Annotated in this window: 22 protein-coding genes and 1 tRNA gene; 12 read left to right on the top strand and 11 right to left on the bottom strand. The window is 72.8% G+C overall.

Annotated features, from left to right (window positions below; translation table 11 throughout):
* Positions 1–5: 5 nt before the first annotated feature.
* The 3 genes from AB0F82_RS33735 to AB0F82_RS33725 form a co-directional block, all read right to left on the bottom strand.
* On the bottom strand, positions 6–1517 hold the full coding sequence (locus AB0F82_RS33735; RefSeq protein WP_362634550.1) for a PP2C family protein-serine/threonine phosphatase: 1512 nt from the start codon (positions 1515–1517) through the stop codon (positions 6–8).
* 93 nt (positions 1518–1610) lie between these two features.
* A complete protein-coding gene (locus tag AB0F82_RS33730) occupies positions 1611–2111 on the bottom strand; it encodes an FHA domain-containing protein FhaB/FipA (protein ID WP_356814457.1) in 501 nt (166 codons plus the stop codon).
* A 10-nt stretch (positions 2112–2121) separates the two neighbouring features.
* Complete coding sequence (locus tag AB0F82_RS33725) at positions 2122–2940, bottom strand: DUF3662 and FHA domain-containing protein (protein WP_356814458.1); 819 nt, start codon at positions 2938–2940, stop codon at positions 2122–2124.
* 293 nt (positions 2941–3233) lie between these two features.
* Here AB0F82_RS33725 and AB0F82_RS33720 point away from each other — a divergent pair.
* From AB0F82_RS33720 to AB0F82_RS33695, 6 genes are all read left to right on the top strand, one after another.
* A tRNA-Leu gene (locus AB0F82_RS33720) sits at positions 3234–3316 on the top strand.
* A gap of 263 nt (positions 3317–3579) precedes the next feature.
* Positions 3580–5280 (top strand): sensor histidine kinase, encoded by a 1701-nt coding sequence (locus AB0F82_RS33715; protein ID WP_362634547.1) that lies wholly within the window; start codon positions 3580–3582, stop codon positions 5278–5280.
* A gap of 9 nt (positions 5281–5289) precedes the next feature.
* A complete protein-coding gene (locus AB0F82_RS33710; RefSeq protein WP_362634544.1) occupies positions 5290–5949 on the top strand; it encodes a response regulator transcription factor in 660 nt (219 codons plus the stop codon).
* Positions 5950–6003: 54 nt separating this feature from the next.
* The gene (locus tag AB0F82_RS33705) at positions 6004–7404 is read left to right on the top strand and encodes a DUF2252 domain-containing protein (RefSeq protein ID WP_362634542.1); all 1401 of its coding nucleotides are present in this window, start codon (positions 6004–6006) and stop codon (positions 7402–7404) included.
* Between the two features lie 174 nt (positions 7405–7578).
* Positions 7579–8340, top strand: a complete 762-nt coding sequence (locus AB0F82_RS33700; RefSeq protein ID WP_362634573.1) for a hypothetical protein — start codon at positions 7579–7581, stop codon at positions 8338–8340.
* Positions 8341–8456: 116 nt separating this feature from the next.
* Entirely contained in the window at positions 8457–8801 is a 345-nt protein-coding gene (locus AB0F82_RS33695) for a rhodanese-like domain-containing protein (RefSeq protein ID WP_078094686.1), read from the top strand.
* Positions 8802–8825: 24 nt separating this feature from the next.
* On the opposite strand, the gene AB0F82_RS33690 is transcribed toward AB0F82_RS33695, so the two are convergent.
* The 6 genes from AB0F82_RS33690 to paaA all read right to left on the bottom strand — a co-directional run bounded on the left by AB0F82_RS33690 (position 8826) and on the right by paaA (position 13740).
* A complete protein-coding gene (locus AB0F82_RS33690; RefSeq protein WP_362634540.1) occupies positions 8826–9968 on the bottom strand; it encodes an acyl-CoA dehydrogenase family protein in 1143 nt (380 codons plus the stop codon).
* A gap of 97 nt (positions 9969–10065) precedes the next feature.
* Positions 10066–11172: a 2Fe-2S iron-sulfur cluster-binding protein gene (locus AB0F82_RS33685; RefSeq protein WP_362634538.1), complete on the bottom strand. Its 1107-nt coding sequence runs from the start codon at positions 11170–11172 to the stop codon at positions 10066–10068.
* The gene (gene paaD / locus AB0F82_RS33680; RefSeq protein WP_356814464.1) at positions 11173–11682 is read right to left on the bottom strand and encodes a 1,2-phenylacetyl-CoA epoxidase subunit PaaD; all 510 of its coding nucleotides are present in this window, start codon (positions 11680–11682) and stop codon (positions 11173–11175) included.
* Positions 11676–12413 carry a 1,2-phenylacetyl-CoA epoxidase subunit PaaC gene (gene paaC, locus AB0F82_RS33675; protein ID WP_362634536.1) on the bottom strand — a complete coding sequence of 246 codons (738 nt, stop codon included), beginning with the start codon at positions 12411–12413 and terminating at the stop codon, positions 11676–11678. The genes paaD and paaC overlap by 7 nt, the downstream gene beginning before the upstream one ends.
* Positions 12410–12694 (bottom strand): 1,2-phenylacetyl-CoA epoxidase subunit PaaB, encoded by a 285-nt coding sequence (gene paaB, locus AB0F82_RS33670; RefSeq protein ID WP_030026914.1) that lies wholly within the window; start codon positions 12692–12694, stop codon positions 12410–12412. Before paaB ends, paaC begins: the two co-directional genes overlap by 4 nt.
* Positions 12691–13740: a 1,2-phenylacetyl-CoA epoxidase subunit PaaA gene (gene paaA / locus AB0F82_RS33665; protein WP_390075398.1), complete on the bottom strand. Its 1050-nt coding sequence runs from the start codon at positions 13738–13740 to the stop codon at positions 12691–12693. The genes paaB and paaA overlap by 4 nt, the downstream gene beginning before the upstream one ends.
* A 143-nt stretch (positions 13741–13883) precedes the next feature.
* Here paaA and AB0F82_RS33660 point away from each other — a divergent pair, with 143 nt between their 5' ends.
* From AB0F82_RS33660 to AB0F82_RS33650, 3 genes are all read left to right on the top strand, one after another.
* Entirely contained in the window at positions 13884–14546 is a 663-nt protein-coding gene (locus tag AB0F82_RS33660) for a DUF5819 family protein (RefSeq protein WP_362634532.1), read from the top strand.
* Entirely contained in the window at positions 14531–15748 is a 1218-nt protein-coding gene (locus AB0F82_RS33655; RefSeq protein WP_362634529.1) for an HTTM domain-containing protein, read from the top strand. Before AB0F82_RS33660 ends, AB0F82_RS33655 begins: the two co-directional genes overlap by 16 nt.
* A gap of 113 nt (positions 15749–15861) precedes the next feature.
* Complete coding sequence (locus AB0F82_RS33650; RefSeq protein WP_362634526.1) at positions 15862–16635, top strand: TrmH family RNA methyltransferase; 774 nt, start codon at positions 15862–15864, stop codon at positions 16633–16635.
* Between the two features lie 105 nt (positions 16636–16740).
* Here AB0F82_RS33650 and paaN read toward each other — a convergent pair whose 3' ends face one another.
* Entirely contained in the window at positions 16741–18423 is a 1683-nt protein-coding gene (paaN, locus tag AB0F82_RS33645) for a phenylacetic acid degradation protein PaaN (protein ID WP_356814469.1), read from the bottom strand.
* A gap of 124 nt (positions 18424–18547) precedes the next feature.
* Between paaN and AB0F82_RS33640 the strand changes: the two genes are divergently transcribed.
* Entirely contained in the window at positions 18548–20059 is a 1512-nt protein-coding gene (locus tag AB0F82_RS33640) for a 3-hydroxyacyl-CoA dehydrogenase (protein WP_362634522.1), read from the top strand.
* Positions 20056–20643 (top strand): TetR/AcrR family transcriptional regulator, encoded by a 588-nt coding sequence (locus AB0F82_RS33635; protein ID WP_053611666.1) that lies wholly within the window; start codon positions 20056–20058, stop codon positions 20641–20643. Before AB0F82_RS33640 ends, AB0F82_RS33635 begins: the two co-directional genes overlap by 4 nt.
* 84 nt (positions 20644–20727) lie before the next feature.
* On the opposite strand, the gene AB0F82_RS33630 is transcribed toward AB0F82_RS33635, so the two are convergent.
* Positions 20728–21297 carry an Lrp/AsnC family transcriptional regulator gene (locus AB0F82_RS33630; RefSeq protein ID WP_362634519.1) on the bottom strand — a complete coding sequence of 190 codons (570 nt, stop codon included), beginning with the start codon at positions 21295–21297 and terminating at the stop codon, positions 20728–20730.
* 178 nt (positions 21298–21475) lie between these two features.
* Here AB0F82_RS33630 and pdhA point away from each other — a divergent pair, with 178 nt between their 5' ends.
* Complete coding sequence (gene pdhA / locus AB0F82_RS33625; RefSeq protein ID WP_362634516.1) at positions 21476–22612, top strand: pyruvate dehydrogenase (acetyl-transferring) E1 component subunit alpha; 1137 nt, start codon at positions 21476–21478, stop codon at positions 22610–22612.
* The last annotated feature ends 38 nt before the right edge of the window (positions 22613–22650 follow it).

Below are 22650 nucleotides of genomic sequence, written 5' to 3'. Positions count from 1 at the left end.
GCGGGCTACTTTCCGCACAGGCCGACCAGCTGCTGCTCCTCGGGAGTCAGGCTGGGGCCGGGTGTCTGGCTGTTCTGCGCCTCGGCGCCTCGGCGCTCTTCGTCCTTCTTGCAGGCTGTGACCTGGACGCCGAGGTCGTCCAGCTTCTTGCGGGCACCGTCGAGGCTGCCCTCGCTGATGGTGGCCTCGACCAGCTTGCGCTTGAAGGGCGGCAGGTACTTCAGTTCGATGTCGGGGCGGTCGGTCTCCACCTTGGAGAGCTCCAGCGGTCCGAGCTTCGGGCTGATGCCGCGGAAGAGTGCGACGTGCTCGCCCTTCACGCCGACGTAGAACTGGGTCTGGGTCCAGCGCCAGCCGGCGTAGAGGCCGCCGCCGATGACACCGGCGACGACGAGCAGGGTCAGTGTGCGGGTGGTCCACTTGCGCCCTTTGCTGCGGCGCCTGCGGGGGTGGTCGTACGTGTCGCCGTAAGCGGAGTCGGCGTCGTAGCCCTCGGCCTCGCCGAAGGAGCCGTAGCCGCCGCCCTGGCCGTGGTCGCCGTACCCGTAGCCGGCTCCTTCGCCGCTGCCGGGGGGGCCGAAGGAGCCCGCGGGCGGCGCAGCCTGGCGGCCGAGCCCGGCGGCGCGGCCGGCAGCGGACTGCATGGCGTTGCCCCCGTCGAAGAGCTGGTGCTGGTTCTCGGCGACCGCGCCGACGACCACCGGGGTGTCGCTGACCTGGGCGGCGAGGGTGTCACCGCTGTCGGTGTCGAGGACGTCGGCGACGATGCAGGTGATGTTGTCCGGCCCGCCGCCGCGCAGCGCGAGCTGGATCAGGGACTGCACGGTCTCGCGGGGGCCGTGGTAGTCGGCGAGGGTCTCCTCCAGGGTCTGGTGGGAGACGACGCCGGACAGCCCGTCGGAGCAGATCAGGTAGCGGTCGCCGGCGCGGACCTCACGGATGGAGAGGTCGGGCTCGACGATGTCGCCGCTGCCCAGCGCGCGCATCAGCAGGGAGCGCTGCGGGTGGGTCGTCGCCTCCTCCTCCGTGATGCGGCCCTCGTCGACCAGGCGCTGCACCCAGGTGTGGTCCTGGGTGATCTGCGTGAGGACGCCGTCGCGCAGCAGGTAGGCGCGGGAGTCGCCGACGTGGACGAGGCCGAGGCGCTGGCCGGTCCACAGCAGGGCGGTGAGGGTGGTGCCCATGCCCTCGAGCTGGGGGTCCTCCTCGACCATGACGCGCAGCTGGTCGTTGGCGCGCTGCACGGCGGTGGCGAGGGAGGTGAGGATGTCGGAGCCCGGGACGTCGTCGTCGAGCTGCACGAGGGTGGAGATCACCTCGGAGCTCGCGACCTCGCCGGCGGCCTGGCCTCCCATGCCGTCGGCGATCGCCAGGAGACGCGGGCCGGCGTAGCCGGAGTCCTCGTTCCCCTCGCGGATCATGCCCTTGTGGGATCCGGCGGCGAACCGCAGGGACAGACTCATGCGCACCTGCCCTGTCGACGAAGCTTCCTCCGGGTACAACCGGTCTCGAGCCACACTGCCCACCCTCCGGTCGGGAGCGCGCTCGTGTCCGTGTCCTCGGTGGCACGGATCACCGCCGCGCGCTCGCTCCGCTCGCTCATTCTCGTACTACTTCCGCAGCTCGATGACGGTCTTGCCGATGCGGATCGGTGCGCCCGGCGGAATGGGCGTCGGGGTGGTCAACCGGGTCCGGTCGAGATACGTGCCGTTGGTGGACCCGAGATCCTCGACGATCCACTGGCCGTCACGGTCGGGATAGATCCTGGCATGGCGGCTGGACGCGTAGTCGTCGTCCAGCACGATCGTGGAGTCGTGGGCGCGGCCCAGGGTGATCGTCTGTCCGGCGAGGGCCACGGTGGTTCCCGTGAGGATGCCCTCGGAGACGACGAGCTTGGTGGGCGCACCGCGCCGCTGGCGCTGCTGCGGAGGCGAGGCCTGGCGGCCGCCCTGCTGCGGGGCGCCGCCGGCGCCGCCGCGGCGGGACGAACCGCGCTGGGTCACTCTCGTACCGAAGAGATCGCTGCGGATGACCTGAACGGCCACGATGACGAACAGCCACAGAACGGCCAGGAAACCCAACCGCATGACCGTCAGGGTCAGCTCTGACATTGCCCCCGCTTCACCCTTCGGCTTGCCGGTAAATGATGGTGGTGCTGCCCACGACGATCCGCGAGCCGTCGCGGAGCGTAGCGCGGGTGGTGTGCTGCCCGTCCACCACGATGCCGTTGGTGGACCCGAGATCCTGGATCGTCGAGGGCGTTCCGGTCCGGATCTCACAGTGCCGGCGCGATACGCCGGGGTCGTCGATCCGCACGTCGGCTTCGGTGCTTCGGCCGAGTACGAGCGTCGGGCGCGAGATCTGGTGGCGGGTGCCGTTGATCTCGATCCAGTGCCGCCGCGGGCCGCCGGATCCCGCCGGGGCCGGGGCGCCGGGACCGCCCGGGGCCGGCCTGCGTCCGCCGGGTCCGCCCGGAGGCGGGCCGGCGGGCATGGGCGGTGCGGCGACCGGCGGGTAGCCGTAGCCGCTCGCCGGGGAGGGCGGCGCCCCTTGCGGCTGTGAGGTGCTGGAGGCCAGGGTGCGGCTGCGGACCCGGTAGAGCCCGGTGTCGAGGTCCTCGGCCTTCTCCAGGTGGACCTTGATGGGGCCCATGAAGCTGTACCGCTGCTGCTTGGCGTAGTCGCGGACGAGGCCCGCGAGCTCGTCGCCGAGCTGCCCGGAGTAGGGGCTCAGACGGTCGTAGTCGCCGGCGCTGAGCTCCACGATGAAGTCGTTGGGCACGACGGTCCGCTCGCGGTTCCAGATGGTGGCGTTGTTGTCGCACTCCCGCTGGAGGGCTCCGGCGATCTCCACCGGCTGGACCTCGGACTTGAACACCTTGGCGAAGGTGCCGTTCACCAGACCTTCGAGTCGCTGCTCGAACCGCTTCAGAACTCCCATGGGGCACCTCCTCCGTCGTTGTCGCCCTGTACTGCTTACTGATCGTATCCACGCGTGGCGGATTCGGGTGGTTCCCCATCGCTCCTGTGAGGACGAGTGTTGGTCCTCACAAGGGATCGTAGGGGCGCTCCGGGAACAGTGTCCCGCACCGGGAGCGGAGTGCGGGAGGGGCCGCCCGTGCCGGGGCCGGGAGCTGCGGGGAAAGCGATGTGAATCCACCCCGTCCTACGTGCTAATGTTTCGACGTCGCCAGGGGAACGGCCCGAAAGGGAAGAGCCACTGGGACGCTGCTCGGGCGAGTGGCGGAACGGCAGACGCGCTGGCTTCAGGTGCCAGTGTCCTTCGGGACGTGGGGGTTCAAATCCCCCCTCGCCCACATAGACGAGACGGTCGTCACTGCGAAAGCGGTGGCGGCCGTTTCGCTTTGCCTCCGCGACCGGGTGCGCGTGACCCATGCCATGTCGGCAGGTGCCGTCCGGTGTTCGGTGTTCGGTGTGTGGCGTCGGTCACGACGAGGCCGGCCGCAGGCGCGCGCGGCTCCAACTGCTCCCGCCCGATGCGACTTTCGTCGCGGCGGGCAAGACGAAAGAGGGCGGCCGGGGCCGGGATCGGGTCTCTAGGGTCGGGCGCGTGGATGTGATGGCGAAGACACGTGCGGGCTGGGACTGGCTCAGGGGGCCCGAACCGTGGACGCGGCGGATGCTGGCCGGGGACCTCGCGCTCGCCGGTGTGCTGGCCATCCTCGGACTGGGCGTGGAGGAGCTCGACGGGGGGTCCGGGCAGCGGATGCTGCTGGGCGCAGTGGTCGTGGTGACGCTGACCCTCCTGCGCAGGCGGCTGCCGGCGACGACGCTCGTGGCCGGTTCGGCGCTGAGCTCGGCCCTGCCGGGGCTGTTCTTCGTCCTGCCACTGCTGGGCTGGTCGTCCGGGCGGCGGATCGTCGGCGTGGGCCGGGCGCTGGGCTCGTTCACGCTGGCCTTCGTCGCGTCGCTCGCTTTCGGTGTCCTGGACCAGTGGTCGCAGATGCGACCGCTGCTGGTGGTCGTGTTCTCCACGCTGATGTTCCTGGCGGTCACCGTGATGCCGGGGCTGGCCAGTCGGTACTGGTCGCAGCGCCGGACCCTGCTGGCCGCGCTCCACGAGCGCAACGGCCAGCTGCTGCGCGAGCGGGCCATGGTCGCCGGGCAGGCGCGGCTGCGCGAGCGGCAGCGCATCGCCCAGGACATGCACGACAGCCTCGGCCACCAGCTGGCGCTGATCGCCGTGCACACGGGTGCGCTGGAGGTGGATCCCGAGCTCACCGACCGTCAGCGGGAGGCCGTGGGCGTGCTGCGGCAGGCCTCGGTGTCCGCGATGCACGAACTGCGTGAGGTCGTCGGCATCCTGCGCGACGGGGTGGAGGCGCCCCCGCCGGTGGAGGAGGCCCAGCCCGCGGCGCGCGGGGTGGCCGGCATCGCGGGGGTCGTGGAGGCTGCCCGGGGCGCCGGGACCGAGGTGCGGATGAAGACCTCGGGGCGGCCGAGGCCGCTGGTCGCGGCGTGCGACCACGCCGCCTACAGGATCGTGCAGGAGGCCCTGACGAACGCCTACAAGCACGCCCCGGGGGCACCGATCACGGTGGAGCTGCGCTACGAGGACGACTCGCTGGTGGTGGAGATCGCCAACGGGCCGTCGGCCGGCCCGGCCGAGGACGTGGTGTCGGGCGGGCAGGGGCTGACGGGGCTGCGCGAGCGGGCCCGGCTGGTCGGCGGCATGGTGCATGCGGGTCCCGCCGAGGGCGGCGGGTTCCGGGTGGCCGGCGTGCTGCCGTACGGCACGGAGCCGGCCGGCGCCCAGGACATGGCCGACGACTTCGGGCAGCAGGCGCAGGCGCAGAAGCTCACCCAGCCCCCGACGCGCGGGCGGCGCGGCGGGCAGCAGCCGATGGACTGGGCGGCGGTCGACCGGGAGCTGGCCGTACGGGTGCCCAGCCGCAGCGGCGGCATAGCGGTGGGCTGCGGGATCGCCTTCGCGGCGGTGGTGGTACTGGTGATCGTGATGGTCGCCGCGGCGGTCATGCTGATGGACTCGGCGGGCGACGCGATGATCGGCCGGGACGAGTACGACGCCGTGCACGTCGGCGAGACCGAGAAGGCGGTCCGCGAGCGGCTGCCGAGCGGCGAGAGCTTTCTGACCGCAGGCGCCGACCGGAAGGGGCCGCCCCGGCCGGAGGGCTCGGAGTGCCTGGTGCTGCTGGCCAGCGACCAGACCGGCAACACACTGTCCACGGACCTGGTTTTCCGGTTCTGCTTCAAGGACGGCAAGCTCGTGGACAAGCAGGCGTACGAGGTCAAGCAGTAGGAGCACGGGGTGACAGCCGAAGTGATCAGAGTGGTGATCGCCGACGACGAGCCGCTGATCCGGGCCGGGATCAGGATGATCCTGACCTCGGCGCCGGACATCGAGGTCGTCGCGGAGGCGGCGAACGGCCGGGAGGCGGTGGATCTGGCCCTCGCCCACGCCCCCGCGGTGATGCTCCTCGACATCCAGATGCCGGTGATGGACGGCCTGACCGCGCTGGGCGAGCTGCGGCGGGCCGCCCCGGAGGTACGGGCCCTGATCCTGACCACCTTCGGCGAGAAGGAGAACGTGCTGCGGGCGCTGGGCCAGGGCGGGGCGGGGTTCCTGCTGAAGGACTCGGCGCCGGGCGAGCTGATCGGGGCGGTCCGGGCGGCCGCGGCCGGGGACGCCTACCTCTCGCCGGGCGCCACCCGGCACGTGGTGGACCAGCTGGCGTCCGGGAGGGCCGCCGTGCGCGGTGAGGAGGCGCGCCGTCAGGTCGCCGAGCTGAGCGAGCGCGAGCGGGGCGTCCTGGCGCTGCTCGGGGAGGGTCTGTCCAACGCGGACGCGGGCCGGCGCCTGCACATGAGCGAGGCCACGGTGAAGACGTACGTGAGCCGCATCCTCGCGAAGCTGGGCTGCGAGAACCGGGTTCAGGCGGCACTGCTGGCCAGGGACGCCGGGCTGTAGATACGGTCAGCCCGTTCTCGAAGCGATCAAATTGAACGGGTGGGGGCGGCGCCGATGGCGGCGACAGCGGGACAGCGGATTCCGGACGTGGCGGGGTTCGCGCCGCGCGTGGCGGCGGACTCGCCGAAGGAGGCGGGCAAGGCGCTGCGCGCCCGCCTGCCGAGGGCGGCGCACGCCGGCTTCGAGGTGCCGGCCGGGCGGCCGGACGCGGTGCGGGCGGTGGAGGAGTCCAACGCCGGGCGGGTGGCGGAGCTGACACCGATACGGGTCGGCCGGATGGCAGCCAACCCCTTCGCGTTCCTGCGCGGGGCGGCCGGGCTGATGGCACACGACCTGTCCGGCGGACCGGTGACGGGCGTGGGCGCGCAGATCTGCGGCGACGCGCACGCGGCGAACTTCGGCCTGTACGGGGACGCCCGGGGCGGGCTCGTCATCGACCTGAACGACTTCGACGAGACCGTGTTCGGTCCGTGGGAGTGGGACGTGAAGCGGCTGGCGGCCTCGCTGGTGCTGGCCGGCCGGGTGGCCGGAGCGGACGAGGACACCTGCCGCGCGGCCGCGTTCGACGCCGCGGGCGCCTACCGGCGGACCATGCGACTGCTGTCCAAGCTCCCCGCGCTCGACGCCTGGAACGCCATCGCCGACGAGGAACTGGTCTCCCACGCCGATGCCCGCGATCTGCTGGGCACCCTGGAGCGGGTCTCGGAGAAGGCCCGCAACAACACCTCGGCCCGGTTCGCCACCAGGTCGACCGAGACCGGGCCGGACGGCGGCCGCCGCTTCGTCGACGCGCTGCCCGTGCTGCGCCGCGTCACGGACGCGGAGGCGGCGGCCGTGGCGGCCTCGCTCGGCCCCTACCTGCAGACCCTGCAGGGCGACCGGCTGCCGCTGCTGGCCCGGTACGCGATCCACGACGTGGCCTTCCGCGTGGTGGGCACCGGGAGCGTCGGCACCCGCTCGTACGTGGTCCTGCTGCTCGACCACCGGGACGAACCGCTGGTCCTCCAGGTGAAGGAGGCGCGGCCCTCGGTGCTGCTCCCGCACCTGCCCTCGCTGGGCTTCACCTCGGCGCCGGAGGAGCACGAGGGCCGCCGGGTGGTGGCCGGGCAGAAGCGGATGCAGGTGGTCTCCGACATCATGCTGGGCTGGACCACGGTGGAGGGGCGCCCGTACCAGGTCCGCCAGTTCCGCAACCGCAAGGGCAGCGTGGACCCGGCGGCGCTGGCACCCGACGAGATCGACGACTACGGGCGGATGACCGGGGCCCTGCTGGCCCGGGCGCACGCCCACAGCGCCGACCCCCGCCTGCTCGCCGGCTACTGCGGCAAGAACGAGGAGCTCGACGAGGCGATGGCGGCCTTCGCGGTGGCCTACGCCGACCGGACCGAGGCCGACCACGCCGACCTGGTGGCTGCGGTGCGGGCCGGCCGGATCGCCGCGGAGACCGGGGTGTAGGTCGCGCGGTCGCGCAGGCTGCTGCACGACGGGCGATGTTTCACGTGAAACATCGCCCACGGGGGCGGGCCGTACCCTGGCCGGGTGAGCGAGCAGACCGAGCACCCTGAGCAGACAGTCCCCGGCGGGTCCGGCGACTCCTCCGTCACTGGTGAGGAGCGCCCCGAGGCGCGCCTGGAGCGGGCCGTACGGGCCGCCGAGCAGGCGCTGATCGAGTTCGAGATCGCGGTGGAGACCTTCCGCGTGGAGGTGGAGAACTTCTCCCGCCTGCACCACCAGAAGCTCGGCCCCATGTACACGCGGCTCGACGAGCTGGACGCGCTGATCGCCGAGGCGAAGGCGGCGCGCACCGGTGAGGCCGAGGACCTGCGGCGGGCCCGGGACGCGCGCTCGCTGGTCATGCCGATGCCCGGGGTGGACGAGCTGTTCCACGACTGGCTGGGCTCCGAAGGCATCTCCGACGATGCCGCCGCGATGCTCACCGACCGGCCCGTGCGGCCGCCGGAGCGGGTCCGGCCCTCGGAGGAGGTACGCCGCCTCTACCGCGAGCTGGTCCGCCAGGCCCACCCCGACCTGGCCCAGGAGGAGGACGAGCGGGAGCGCCGCGACGCGTTCATCGCGCGGGTCAACGCCGCCTACGGGCGGGGTGACGAGGCGCTGCTGCGCGAGCTGGCCGACGAGTGGGCGGCCGGGCCGGTGCCCGAGGCCTCCGCACCCGGCGAGAGCGACGAGCTGTACGCCCGGCTGGAGTGGCTGGCCCGCCGCAAGGAGCTGCTGGCGCTCGTGGCGAAGGAGCTGGAGGAGAGCGCGATCGGGTCGATGCTGCGGATGGCTCCCGACGACCCGGACCGGCTGCTGGAGGAGATCGCGGAACAGCTGCTGGCGCAGGTCTCCGAGCGCGAGGCGCAGCTGGCGGCTGAGCTCGCCGCCGAGTGAGAGCCGGGTGGGTGCCGGGTGAGTGCCGGGCGGGACCGCGGCTGTCCGCGTGACGTGGCCGGATCTGCGGGTCGGATAGGTTGGCAGCAGACCTGTGAAGAGAGAAGGCGACAGTTATGAACTTCGGACCGCTTCCCTCGGTGGACGCCGCCGCGGTGCCCTCCGAAGGCTTCGTCCTCGACGTCCGTGAGGACGACGAATGGGCGGCCGGGCACGTCGAGGGCGCTCTGCACATCCCGATGAGCGACTTCGTGGCCCGCTTCGGCGAGCTGACGGAGGCCGTCGAGGACGGCCGCCGCGTCTACGTGATGTGCCGGGTCGGCGGGCGTTCCGCCCAGGTCACCCAGTACCTGGTGCGCCAGGACATCGACGCCGTGAACGTCGACGGCGGGATGCAGGCCTGGGACGGTGCCGGGCGGCCGATGGTGACGGACAACGGAAACCCGGCCTTCGTCCTCTGAGCGACCGCTCCGAGCCCTGCGGTCTCAGGCGAGGGGGTGGGCGGCCAGCAGGTCGCCCAGGGCCTCCTCGTGCGCGGCCGCCGGGCCCAGCTGGAGCTCCAGCTGCTTGGCCCAGGCGTGGTAGCGGTGCAGCGGGTAGTCGGTGTCGGCGCCGAAGCCGCCGTGCAGGTGCTGGGCGGTCTGTACGACCCTGCGTACGCCCTCCGAGGCCCAGATCTTGGCGACCGCCACGTCACCGGTGCTCGGCAGCGGACCGCCGGCGCCGCCCGTGGCGGCATCGAGCCGCCAGGCGGCCTGCCACAGCGTGACCTCCATGGCACGCAGGTCGATGTAGCGGTCGGCGGCCTGGACGGCGACCGCCTGGAAGGTGGCCACTGGGAAGCCGAACTGCTCGCGCTTGCTGGTGTACTGGCTCGTCATGCCGAGGACGGCCTCGCCCAGCCCGAGCGCCAGGGCGCAGGTGCCGGTGGTGAGGACCTGGTGGAGCCGCTCCCAGGCTCCCGGGGTGTCGATCAGGTGGGTGCGCTCCACCCGTACGCCGTCCAGGGCGAGTTCGGCGAACCGCTCCCCGCTGGTGGAGACCTGCTCGGCGAGGGCGAGGCCCCCGGCGGTGCGCGGGACCAGTGCGAGGACGGCGTCGCCCTCGCCGGTGTGGGCCGGTACGGCGATCCAGTCGGCGGTGTGCGCCCAGGGGACGGCGGTCTGGGTGCCCTCCAGAATCCACGCTTCGCCGTCGAGGCGTGCGGTGACGGAGAGTTCGGCCGGGTCGTGGCCGGAGCGGCCGTGCGCGGCGGCGGTCAGGACGAGCGTGCCGCGCCCGGCGGCGGGCAGCAGTGCGGCGGCCAGTTCGGGACTGCCGTGCGCCTGGACGGCCATGGCGGTCGCGCAGTGCTCCAGCAGCGGGACCCGGGCCAGCACCCGGGCGGCCTCGCGCAGCACGAGGCACAGGGCGAGGGTGTCCAAGCCCGCGCCGCCGTGCTCCTCGGCGAGGACGAGGCCCAGCAGGTCGGACGCGGCGAGCTTGGACCACAGCCGGCGGTCGAAGTCGTCGGCGACCGCGCCCGGGGTGAGGGCGGGGCTGGGCACGCTGTCGGGCGCGACATCCGCGAACACGGCCCTGGCCGCCTCGACGGCGGCCCGCTGCTCCTCGGTGAAGGTGAAGTCCACTGCCTGTCCTCCCGTTCTGACCTGACGGTGCGTCAAGATAGAACACGTTCCTGAAAATGGACAGGGGAGGACAGTCGGGGACAGCCGGCGCCGGGGACTAGCGGTCGAAGTCGATCTCCACTTCCTCGGTGACGGGGTGCGACTGGCAGGCCAGGACGAAGCCGGCGTCCGTCTCCTCCGCCTCCAGGGCGAAGTTGCGGTCCATCCGGACCTCGCCGGACACCACGAACGCCCGGCAGGTGCCGCAGACGCCGCCCTTGCACGCGTACGGGGCGTCCGCGCGGTTGCGGAGCACCGCGTCCAGCAGGGACTCCCCCTCCTGGACGGGCCAGGTGCCGGAGCGGCCGTCGAGCCGTGCGGTGACCCGGCCGGCCGCGGCGGCCGCGGACGCCGCCGCGCGGACCGGCGCGGGGGTGGTGTCCTCGACGTGGAAGATCTCTTCGTGCACCCGGGTACGGGCGACGCCGAGCGCGTGCAGGGCCCGCTCCGCGCCCTGCACCAGGCCGTAGGGCCCGCACAGGAACCAGCCGGTGACTTCTTCCACCGGCAGCAGCGCGGGCAGCAGGGACGTCAGCCGCTCCTCGTCCAACCGGCCGGAGGGCAGCCCGGACTCCTGCTCCTCCCGGGAGAGGACCGTGACCAGCTGGAACCGCGACGGGTAGCGGTCCTTCAGGTCGGCAACCTCCTCCAGAAACATCGTCGAGGCGGCCGTGCGGTCGCTGCGCACGAGGCAGAAACGGGCGTCGGCCCGCGCGGCCAGCAGGCTCGCGGCGATCGACAGCACGGGCGTGATCCCGCTGCCGCCGACGATCGCGGCGTAGTGCCCGCCGGCCGGGGCCGCGGCGGGGTCCAGCACGAAGCGCCCGGCCGGGACCATGACGTCCAGCACGTCGCCGGCCGCGATCTCCTTGTGCGCGAAGGTGGAGAACTCCCCGCCCTCCACCAGCCGCACCCCGACGCGCAGACGGGCGGGACCCGGGCCGTCGGACATCGGGGCGGGCGAGCAGATCGAGTAGGTGCGGCGGACCTCGACACCGCCTTCGGGGGCGGTGCGGCGCAGCGTCAGGTGCTGGCCGGGGGCGTGCCGGTAGTCCTCGCGCAGGTCCTCGGGAACCCGGAGGGTCAGCGCCACCGAGTCCTCGGTGAGCCGGTCGACTTCCGCCACCGTCAGCGGGTGGAACGCGCCGTGGCGGGGGGCGGCCATCTACAGCTCCTTGAAGTGGTCGAACGGTTCGCGGCAGGAGGTGCAGCGGCGCAGCGCCTTGCACGCGGTGGAGGAGAAACGGCTGAGCAGCTCGGTGTCGGTCGATCCGCAGTTCGGGCAGCGGACGGACAGGGTCACCGGGACCGGCCCGCCGGCCGCGTGCGGCCGGGGCGGGGCGATGCCGAACTCGGCCAGCTTGCGGCGGCCCTCGGCGCTGATGTCGTCCGTGGACCAGGCCGGGGCCAGCACGGTGGTCACCCGCACCTCGGGGATGCCGTGGGTGGTCAGAACCCGCTCGATGTCCGCCGACATGGCCTCGATGGCCGGGCAGCCGGTGTAGGTCGGGGTGAGGGTGACCTCGGCGTGGCCGTCGTCGTGCATGCGCACACCGCGCACCACGCCCAGCTCGCCGAGGGTGAGCACCGGCAGCTCCGGGTCCGGGACGGACCCTGCCAGCTCGGCCAGCTCGGCCTCCAGGCGGGTCGTCGTGGCGTCGGCGGTGGTCACCATGACGCCCCCGGGTGGCTGCGGTGCAGGTGCTGCATCTCGGCCAGCATCCGGCCGAAGGACTCGGTGTGCAGGCCCTGGCGGCCGGCCCCGGCCGCCCAGGCGCCGGTGCGCGCTCCCTCGGGCAGGGTGAGCCCCGCCCGCTCCACAACGTCGGTCAGCGCGGCCAGCCAGCGCTCTTCGAGGGCGGCCCAGTCCACGCCGTCGAGCCCCTCCACAGGCTGGAAGAGCTCCCCGGTGAACTTCCACAGCGCCTTCAGCGCCGCCTGCATGCGCGTCCGGCTCTCCTCGGTCCCGTCGCCGAGCCGCAGGGTCCACTGCTCGGCGTGGTCGCGGTGGTACGCCGTCTCCTTGACGGCCTTGGCCGCGAGCGGCGCGAACGGGCCGTCCCCGCGGGCGAGTTCCGTGTAGAGCTCGTGCTGGTGGACGGAGAAGTAGAGCTGGCGGGCGATGGTGTGGGCGAAGTCGCCGTTCGGCTGCTCGACCAGCTGCAGGTTGCGGAAGGACCGCTCCTCGCGCAGGAACGCCAGCTCGTCCTCGTCGCCGACCATGGACAGCAGGATGCGGGCCTGGCCGAGCAGGTCGAGGGCGATGTTTGCGAGGGCGACCTCCTCCTCCAGGACGGGGGCGTGCCCCGCCCACTCGCCGAGGCGGTGGGAGAGGACCAGCGCGTCGTCGCCGAGGGCGAGGGCCGCCGCGGTGGTGGTGGCGGGGTTGGTGTCGAGGCCGGTCACAGGTGGCTCACTCCCTCCGGGATGTCGTAGAAGGTGGGGTGCCGGTACGGCTTGTCGGCGGACGGGGCGAAGAAGGGGTCCCGCTCGTCCGGCGAGGAGGCGGTGATCGCGGTGGAGGGGACCACCCAGATCGAGATGCCCTCGTTGCGCCGGGTGTAGAGGTCGCGGGCGTTGCGCAGGGCCATCTCCGCGTCGGGGGCGTGCAGGCTTCCCGCGTGCGTGTGCGAGAGGCCGCGGCGCGAGCGCACGAACACCTCCCACAGGGGCCAGTTCTGCGTCATACCCGTGCCTCCTCGTTCTGTCCGGCGGGCTTCGCCGACTGCTGTGCCGCCTGCTTGCGCGCGTACGCGGCGGCCGCGTCGCGCACCCAGGCGCCTTCCTCGTGGGCCTTGCGGCGCTGACCGATCCGCTGCTCGTTGCAGGGGCCGTTGCCCTTGAGCACGTCCCAGAACTCGGCCCAGTCGATGGCGCCGAAGTCGTGGTGGCCCCGCTCCTCGTTCCACTTCAGGTCCGGGTCGGGCAGGGTCAGGCCGAGGGCTTCGGCCTGCGGGACGGCGATGTCCACGAACCGCTGGCGCAGTTCGTCGTTCGAGTGGCGCTTGATGCGCCAGGCCATCGACTGGGCCGAGTGCGCCGACTCGTCGTCCGGCGGGCCGAACATCATCAGAGAGGGCCACCACCAGCGGTTCACCGCGTCCTGCGCCATGGCGTGCTGCTCCTCGGTGCCCTTGGACAGGGCCATGAGGAGCTCGAAGCCCTGGCGCTGGTGGAAGGACTCCTCCTTGCAGATCCGGACCATGGCGCGGGCGTAGGGCCCGTAGGAGCAGCGGCAGATCGGCACCTGGTTGGTGATCGCCGCGCCGTCCACGAGCCAGCCGATGGCGCCGACGTCCGCCCAGGTCAGGGTCGGGTAGTTGAAGATCGAGGAGTACTTCTGCTTCCCCGAGTGGAGCTTGTCGAGGAGCTCGTCGCGGCTGGTGCCGAGGGTCTCGGCCGCGCTGTAGAGGTACAGGCCGTGGCCCGCCTCGTCCTGGACCTTGGCCATCAGGATGGCCTTGCGGCGCAGCGAGGGCGCGCGGGTGATCCAGTTGGCCTCGGGCTGCATGCCGATGATCTCGGAGTGGGCGTGCTGCGCCATCTGTCGGACCAGGGAGGCGCGGTACTGCTCGGGCATCCAGTCGCGCGGCTCCACGCGCTCGTCCGCCGCCACGGCGGCGTCGAACGCCGCTGCGAGCTGTGCGCCCAGGTCAGCCGTCATGCCCGTCCCGTCCGTCCCGTCTGTCCCCAGGGCCGCGTTCGGGCCCGTTTCCGGGGTCACTGCCACCATTCCGGCCCCTTGTCAGTGTTTGCCGACCGTCCGTCCAGCCGACCGACCGATCGTTCGGTTCATTCGCTTCAATGGTGAGTCGGCGGCCCGTAGGGTGTCAACCTCTGTGGTCAACCCTGTGGACGCCGGACGATCGGGGCGGGATGGATTCGAACGGGCACGAGCTCGCCGAAGGGGCCGCTCCGCCACCCCCGAGGGCGCCCGGAATCGCCGGTCTCTCCACGCCGTACCGGGTCGTGACCTCCCTGGTCCTGGGCGCCGTGTGCCTGGCCGCGTGCGCGCACCTCGCCCTTGTCTTCCTGCACGTGGCTCCGTCCAACACGGTGAGCAAGCAGCACGCGGGGACGATCGACGCCTGGATCTATCCCGAGTTTGAACAGAACTGGAAGCTCTTCGCGCCCAACCCGCTCCAGCAGAACATCGCCGTGGAGGTGCGCGCCGAGGTGCGTACGGCCGGCGGCGAGCTGATCACCACCGGCTGGCGGGACCTGAGCGCCGAGGACGCGGCGGCGATCCGGCACGGCCTGCTGCCGAGCCACACCGAGCAGAACGAGCTGCGCCGGGCCTGGGACTTCTACACCGGCTCCCACGGCGAGGACGAGAAGCCCGTCGGCGAGCGCGGCGAGCTGTCCGAGCAGTACCTGCGGCGCATCGCGGTGAACCGGCTCGCCCCGCACCACCGGGGCGGGCACGTCCTGCGGATCCAGCTGCGCTCGGCCACGACGGCCGTGCCCGCGCCGAAGTGGAGCACCGAGACCACCGACACCCAGACGTACTACCGGGAGCTGCCGTGGTGGAAGGTGTGAGACGGGTCCGCGCCGCGCTGACCAGGGCCGTCGCCACGGTGAGCGGGCAGGCGCTGGGCCCGTACCAGAGCGCCGTCGTGCGCATCGGGTTCGCCGGCACCTGGCTCTTCTTCCTGCTGCGGGAGTTCCCCCACCGGGCCGAGCTGTACGGCCCGGACGGGCCCTGGAGCCTGGACCTGGCGGAGCGGCTGCTGGACTCCAACGGCGCCTTCACGGTCCTGACGTGGTCCGGCTCGGCCCTGTGGTTCGAGACCGTCTACGCGGTGGCCGTGCTGGCGAGCGTCGGCCTGCTGCTGGGATGGCGGACGCGGGCGACGTCCGTGGTGTTCATGGCCGGCGTGCTCTCCCTGCAGAACCGCAGCGTGTTCATGGGCGACGGCGGGGACAACGTCATCCACCTCGTGGCGATCTACCTGGTGCTGACCCGGTGCGCGCAGGTGTGGTCGCTGGACGCGCGCAGGGCGCGTGCGCGGGGCTCCGCGACGGCGGGGGCGGCCGGGCCGGTGCTGTGGTGGGTGCTGGGGGCGGTCTTCGCGTACGGGGCGGCCACCGGGCGCTTCAGCCACGGCTGGCTCGCGGGGTTCGCGGCGGTGTGGGTGCTCTGCGGGCTGTGGTGGCTGGTCGACCGCTACGAGCCGGAGGGCGAGGGGCGGGCGGCCTTGGACGTCCTGGCGAACGTGCTGCACAACGCGGGCATGCTGGTGATCATGGCGGAGGTCTGCCTGATCTACGCGACGGCCGGCTGGTACAAGATCCAGGGATCGCGGTGGCAGGACGGGACGGCGCTGTACTACCCCCTGGGGCTGGACTACTTCACCCCGTGGCCGGCGCTGTCCGGGCTGCTGGCGGGCAGCGGGACGCTGGTGATGCTGCTGTCGTACGGGACGGTGGCGGTGCAGGTGGCCTTCCCGTTCACGCTTTTCAACCGGCGGATCAAGAACGTGCTGCTGGTTCTGATGATGCTGGAGCACGCGGGGATCGCGGTGCTGCTGGGGCTGCCGTTCTTCTCGCTGGCGATGATCGCCGCCGATGCCGTCTTCCTGCCGACCGGGTTTCTGGTGTGGCTCGGCGCCAGGGCTGCCGTGCTGCGGCCCCGGCGGAGCCCTGCGGGGCTTTCCCCCGCCCCGCCCCTTCCCGAAACCGGGCTCTGCCCGGATCCGGACCCCGATCCGGACGCGGCCCTCGAACGCCGGACGGGCTGAAGAGCCGGGGGCTCCGCCCCCGGACCCCGCGCCTCAAACGCCGGCGGGGCTGGAATGCGGAATGCGGGCCCCGTGCTGCGGACGGCGGCGGGGTTGCGTCGTAGGGTCGGGGGATGAGCGAGCGGGCGGGCGGGGACGAGACGGTGCGGCAGTGGCGCAAGGACGCCGGGCGGGCGGACCTCGTGCTCCTCGACGGGTTCCACGCGCTGAAGCACGCCCTGCGCTTCGGGGCCGACGTACGCCTGGTCGTCGCCGACGACCCCGGCGCCGTCCGGGCACTGGCCCGGGAGCTGGCGCCGGACGTCGAGGCCGACGTGGACCGCCTGGTGCGGCCGGCCGTGCTCAAGGAGCTGCTGCCCCGCGTCCACCCCACCGGGGTCGCGGCCCTCGCCGTACGCCCCGACCGCGCTGCGGGCCTCGCGGGCCTGCGGCGGACGCCCAGGCCCGCGCCCGTCGTCGTGCTCGACAACCCCCGCAACCTCGGCAACGTCGGAGCCGTCGTCCGGCTCGCCGCCGGTTTCGGCGCCACCGGCGTGGTGACCCGCGGCGACCTCGACCCCTGGCACCCGAACGTGGTCCGGGCCGGCGCCGGACTGCACTACGCCACCACCGTCGAACGCCTCGCCCTGGACGAGCTGCCGCCCGGGCCGCTCTACGCGCTCGACCCGGAGGGCGAGGACGTCCGCGGCACCACCCTCCCGGACGACGCGCTGCTGGCCTTCGGGTCGGAGCGGCACGGGATCTCCCCCGAGCTGCGCGCTCGGGCCGACCACCTGGTGTCCCTGCCGATGCGCCCCCAGGTATCCAGCTACAACCTCGCCACCAGCGTGGCCATGACCCTCTTCCACTGGGGCGGCCCCCCGCCCGCCGGCCAGGGCGCCCCGTAGTCCCCGCCCACGCGCCTGGTGCCCGAGGCACGGTGCCAGGCGACGCGGTCCTCTCCGCCCGGCGCAGGGACGGCCCCGTCCAGGGTTTGGACGGGGCCGGGCGGGCTAGGCCTGTCGGCGGACCTCCACCACGCGGAAGCGGTTCGCGACGAAGGCGCCGTCGCACAGCGCGGCGTTGGCCGCGGGGTTGCCGCCGGAGCCGTGGAAGTCCGAGAAGGCCGCCGTCTGGTTGACGTAGACCCCGCCGGTCAGGTTCAGGGAGAGCTGCGCGGACTCCTCCAGGCAGACCTCCTCGACGGCCCGCTCGGTGTCCGCGGAGGTGGTGTAGGCGCCCACCGTCATGGCGCCCTTCTCGCGCACGGTACGGCGCAGCAGGTCCAGTGCGTCCGCCGTGGAGTCCACGGCCACCGCGAAGGAGACCGGGCCGAAGCACTCGGACAGGAAGGGCGCCTCCGGGTCCGGCTTGGCGGCGTCCAGCTTGACCAGCACCGGTGTGCGGACCACCGCGTCCGGGAACTCGGGGTTGGCGACCTCGCGGGAGGCCAGCGCGACCTCGCCGAGGCCGGCCGCCGCCTCCAGGCGGGCCTTGACGTCCGGGTTGACCAGCGCGCCGAGCAGCGCGTTGGCCCGGGCGTCGTCGCCGAGCAGGCCGCCGACCGAGGCCGCCAGGTCGGCCACGACCTCGTCGTACGACTTGTGGCCGGCGTCCGTCGCGATGCCGTCGCGCGGGATCAGCAGGTTCTGCGGGGTGGTGCACATCTGGCCGCTGTAGAGCGACAGGGAGAAGGCCAGGTTGGCCAGCATCCCCTTGTAGTTGTCGGTGGAGTCCAGGACGACGGTGTTGACGCCCGCCTTCTCCGTGTAGACCTGTGCCTGGCGGGCGTTGGCCTCCAGCCAGTCGCCGAACTCCGTGGAGCCGGTGTAGTCGATCAGCTTGATCTCGGGGCGGACGGCGAGGTCCTTGGCGATGCCCTCGCCCGGACGCTCGACCGCGAGCGCCACCAGGTTCGGGTCGAAGCCCGCCTCCGCGAGGACCTCCCGCGCCACCTGCACGGTCAGCGCGAGCGGCAGCACGGCCCGCGGGTGCGGCTTGACCAGCACCGGGTTGCCGGTGGCCAGCGAGGCGAACAGGCCCGGGTAGCCGTTCCAGGTCGGGAAGGTGTTGCAGCCGATCATGAGGGCGATGCCGCGGGGGACCGCGGTGAAGGTCTTGCCGAGTTCCAGCGGGTCCTTCTTGCCCTGCGGCTTCGACCAGTCGGCCTGCCCCGGGACCCGGGTCTGCTCCTCGTACGCGTACGCCACGGCCTCCAGGCCGCGGTCCTGCGCGTGGGGACCGCCCGCCTGGAACGCCATCATGAAGGCCTGGCCGCTGGTGTGCATGACCGCGTGCGCGAACTCGTGGGTGCGGGCCGAGATGCGGGCCAGGATCTCGATGCAGACCAGGGCGCGTGCCTCCGGTCCCGCGTCGCGCCAGGCGGCCATGCCGGCCTTCATCGCGGGCAGCAGCACGTCCGCGTCCACGTGCGGGTACTCGACGCCCAGCTCGGGGCCGTACGGGGACTTCTCGGCGCCCGTCCAGCCGTCGGTGCCGGGCTGGCCGAGGTCCAGCCGGGTCCCGCGGAGCGCCTCGAAGGCGGCCAGCCCGTCGGCCGGGGCGGTCTCGCCGTACGCCTTGGGGTGTTCGGGATGCGGGGACCAGTAGGCGCGGCTGCGGATCGCCGACAGGGCCTGGTCCAGAGTGGGCCGGTGCTTGGCGGACAGCTGGGGGACGGTGAGCTCGGCGGCCATCAGGGACCAACTCCTCGTTGAGCCGGGCGAAGGAGAGCAGACTGGAGTTAGAGTAACCGAACGATCGGTCGGGACAAGAGGGCCCGGCGGACCTGTGGACAAGTCGGTGCGGGAGGATCAGGACATGACAGGAATCGAGCGGTCCCGCACTGTGGCGGTCGTCGGAGCGGGCACCATGGGCCAGGGCATCGCCCAGGTCGCCCTTCTCGCAGGTCACAGCGTGCTGATCTACGACATCGACGCCGCCCTCGCCTCCGACGGCGTCGGCATCGTGCAGGACCGCGTCGAGCGGATGGCCGCCAAGGGCCGTCTGGACCGGGCCGAGGCCGAGGATGCGGTCGGCCGGATCGCCGCCGCCGGCGCCCTGGCCGACCTCGCCGGGGCCGCCCTCGTCATCGAGGCGGTCGTCGAGAACGTAGGGATCAAGCAGACGCTCTTCGCGGCCCTCGAAGACGTGCTGGAGCCGGACGCGCTGCTCGCCACGAACACCTCCTCCCTCTCCGTCACCGAGCTCGCCGCCGGTCTCGCGCACCCGGGCCGCTTCCTCGGCCTGCACTTCTTCAACCCGGCCCCGCTGCTCCCGCTCGTCGAGGTGGTCAGCGGCTCCGCGACCGCCCCGGAGGCCGTCGAGCGCGCGTACCGCACGGTCCTCGGCTGGGGGAAGACGCCGGTCCGCTGCGCCGACACCCCCGGCTTCATCGTCAACCGGATCGCCCGCCCCTTCTACGCCGAGGCCTTCGCGGTGTACGAGGAGCAGGGAGCAGACCCGGCCACCATCGACGCCGTGCTCCGCGAGAGCGGCGGCTTCAAGATGGGCCCCTTCGCACTGACCGACCTGATCGGCCAGGACGTCAACGAGGCCGTGACCCGCTCCGTGTGGGAGTCCTTCTTCCGCAGCCCCAAGTTCACCCCGTCCCTCGCCCAGCGCCGGCTGGTCCAGTCGGGCCGCCTGGGCCGCAAGTCGGGGCACGGCTGGTTCCCGTACGGCCCGGAGGCCGTCGCCGCGCAGCCGCACACCGCCGGTCCCGAGGAGGCTCCGGACAAGGTGACCGTCGTCGGCGACCTCGGCCCGGCCGCCGAACTGGCCGACCTGCTGGAGGAGGCCGGGATCGCGGTCACGGCCACCGAGCAGGGCGGCCCGTACATCCAGCTGCCCGGGGAGGGGCAGCTGGTGCTCGCGGACGGCAAGACCTCCGTCGAGTTCACGGATGTCGTCTACTTCGACCTCGCGCTCGACTACCGGGGCGCCACCCGGGTCGCGCTCTCCGCCGGCGAGGACACCAGTGAGCGCACCCTGGCCGAGGCGATCGGCCTCTTCCAGAAGCTCGGCAAGCAGGTCTCGGTCATCGGCGACGTCCCCGGCATGATCGTCGCCCGGACCGTCGCGATGCTGATCGACCTCACCGCCGACGCCGTCGCCCGCGGCGTGGCCTCCGCCGAGGACATCGACACCGCGATGCGGCTCGGCGTCAACTACCCGCTGGGCCCCTCCGAATGGCACGAGCGGCTCGGCCAGGACTGGGCCTACGACCTGCTGCACCACCTCGACGAGCGCTGCCCCGGCGGCCGGTACGCGCCCTCGCTGGCGCTGTTCAAGCTGGGTTACGCGGCGGGCGACGAGGAGGGCACGCAGTGACGACGGTCAAACGCGACACCTACACCCCCGAGACGCTGCTGTCCGTGGCCGTCCAGGTCTTCAACGAGCGCGGTTACGACGGCACCTCGATGGAGCACCTCTCCAAGGCCGCGGGCATCTCGAAGTCCTCGATCTACCACCACGTCACGGGCAAGGAGGAGCTGCTGCGGCGGGCCGTCAGCCGCGCCCTCGACGGGCTCTTCGCAGTGCTGGAGGAGCCGGGGGCCGTCCGCGGCCGGGCCGTCGAGCGCGTCGAGTACGTCACGCGCCGCACGGTCGAGGTGCTGGTCTCCGAGCTGCCGTACGTGACGCTGCTGCTGCGGGTGCGGGGCAACACCCGGACCGAGCGGTGGGCGCTGGAGCGCCGCCGGGAGTTCGACCACCAGGTCGCGGACCTGCTCAAGGCCGCCGCCGCGGACGGCGACCTGCGGGCGGACGTGGACATCCGCCTCGCCACCCGCCTCCTCTTCGGCATGGTGAACTCGCTGGTCGAGTGGTACCGCCCGCACCCGGGCACCGGCTCGGAACAGCTCGCGGACGCGGTCGTCCACATGGCCTTCGACGGCCTGCGCACCACCCGCTGACCCCGCGGGTCCGCACCGCCCCGAAAGCGGCCGGAAACGGCCGCACCACCGGCGGCGTCACACCCGGACGGGCTACTGGACGGGCTACTCCTCCGCGATCGCGGGGCCGCCGCCCGGGCCGGGGCCGGGGGCCAGGAGGTCTGTTTCCTCGAAGACCAGCAGGGTGCGCGTCGAGAGGACCTCCGGGATGGCCTGGAGGCGGGTCAGGACCAGCTCGCGCAGGGTGCGGTTGTCCGGGGTGTGCACCAGGAGCAATACGTCGAAGTCCCCGCTGACCAGGGCGATGTGCGCGGCGCCCGGCAACTCGCGCAGCTGTTCGCGGACCGTGCGCCAGGAGTTCTGGACGATCTTCAGGGTGATGTAGGCGGAGGCGCCCTGGCCCGCGCGCTCGTGGTTGACGCGGGCCGTGAACCCGCGGATCACCCCGTCGTCGATGAGCCGGTTGATCCGCGCGTACGCGTTCGCCCGCGAGACGTGCACCTGCTCGGCCACCGACCGTACGGAGGCCCGGCCGTCCGCCTGCAGCAGCCGCATGATCGACCGGTCGATCGGGTCCAGGGGCCGGGGCGCGACGGGCGGGACCGCGGGGGCTCCCGGGGCGGCCCCCGGCGCAGCCGGTGCGGAACCTCCTGCGGCCATTTGTTCATCCGGCATTGCCCGATGCCTCCCTCTCCTGGACGTCCTGCGTCCATCCCAGGGCTCCGGCGCCCGTTTGTCCACAGCCTGGAGCCGCCTGTAGCCAAATTGCGCGGACAACCGAACAATCGGTAGGTGAGGGGCCTCACACCCGGGGCCACCCCTGCCCGCTTCCCACGAGGAGGTGTACGCCGCCATGACGGTCCAAGAGCTGCCCGGTGCCGGTGCGTCCCACCGTTCCACCCCGCCGCCCGCCTGGAGGCCCCGTACGGACGCCGCCCCGCTGCTCCCGGACGCCGAGCCCTACCGGGTGCTGGGCACCGAGGCGGCCGACCGGCTCGACCCCGCGCTGATGCGCCGGTGCTACGCCGAACTGGTGCGCGGCCGTCGCTACAACGCCCAGGCCACGGCGCTCACCAAGCAGGGCCGGCTCGCCGTGTACCCCTCGACCGTCGGCCAGGAGGCCTGCGAGATCGCGGCCGCGATGGTCCTGGAAGAGCAGGACTGGCTCTTCCCGAGCTACCGCGACACCCTGGCGGCCGTGGCGCGCGGACTGGACCCCGTACAGGCACTGACCCTGCTGCGCGGCGACTGGCACACCGGCTACGACCCGCGTGAGCACCGCATAGCCCCGCTCTCGACCCCGCTCGCCACCCAGCTGCCGCACGCGGTGGGCCTGGCGCACGCGGCGCGGCTGCGCGGCGACGACGTCGTCGCCCTCGCCATGGTCGGCGACGGCGGCACCAGTGAGGGCGACTTCCACGAAGCGCTGAACTTCGCCGCCGTCTGGCAGGCCCCTGTGGTCTTCCTCGTGCAGAACAACGGCTTCGCGATCTCCGTCCCGCTCGCCAAGCAGACCGCCGCCCCGACGCTGGCCCACAAGGCCGTCGGGTACGGCATGCCGGGCCGGCTGGTCGACGGCAACGACGTCGCGGCGATGCACGAGGTGCTCTCCGAGGCCGTCCGGCGGGCCCGGGCCGGTGGCGGCCCGACCCTGATCGAGGCCGTCACGTACCGCATGGAGGCGCACACGAACGCCGACGACGCGACGCGCTACCGCGGTGACGCCGAGGTCGAGGCGTGGAAGGCGCACGACCCGATCGATCTGCTGGAGCGCGAGCTGACGGCGCGCGGGATCCTCGACGAGGCGGGCATTACGGCCGCGCGCGACGAGGCCGAGGCGATGGCGGCGTCCCTGCGCGACGGGATGAACGCCGATCCGGTGGTGGACCCGATGGACCTGTTCGCGCATGTCTACGCGGAGCAGACCGACCGCCTGCGCGAGCAGGCGGCCATGCTCCGTGCCGAGCTGGAAGCCGAGGACCAGGCGTGACGACGGTGGCGGCGAAGTCCGCGAAGACGGGGGTCAAG

The sequence above is a fragment of the Streptomyces virginiae genome, from assembly GCF_040638905.1.
GTDB lineage: Bacteria > Actinomycetota > Actinomycetes > Streptomycetales > Streptomycetaceae > Streptomyces > Streptomyces virginiae_B.
The sequence above is the reverse complement of the archived record's forward strand: the minus strand, read 5'-3'. Positions and strand labels throughout refer to the sequence as shown.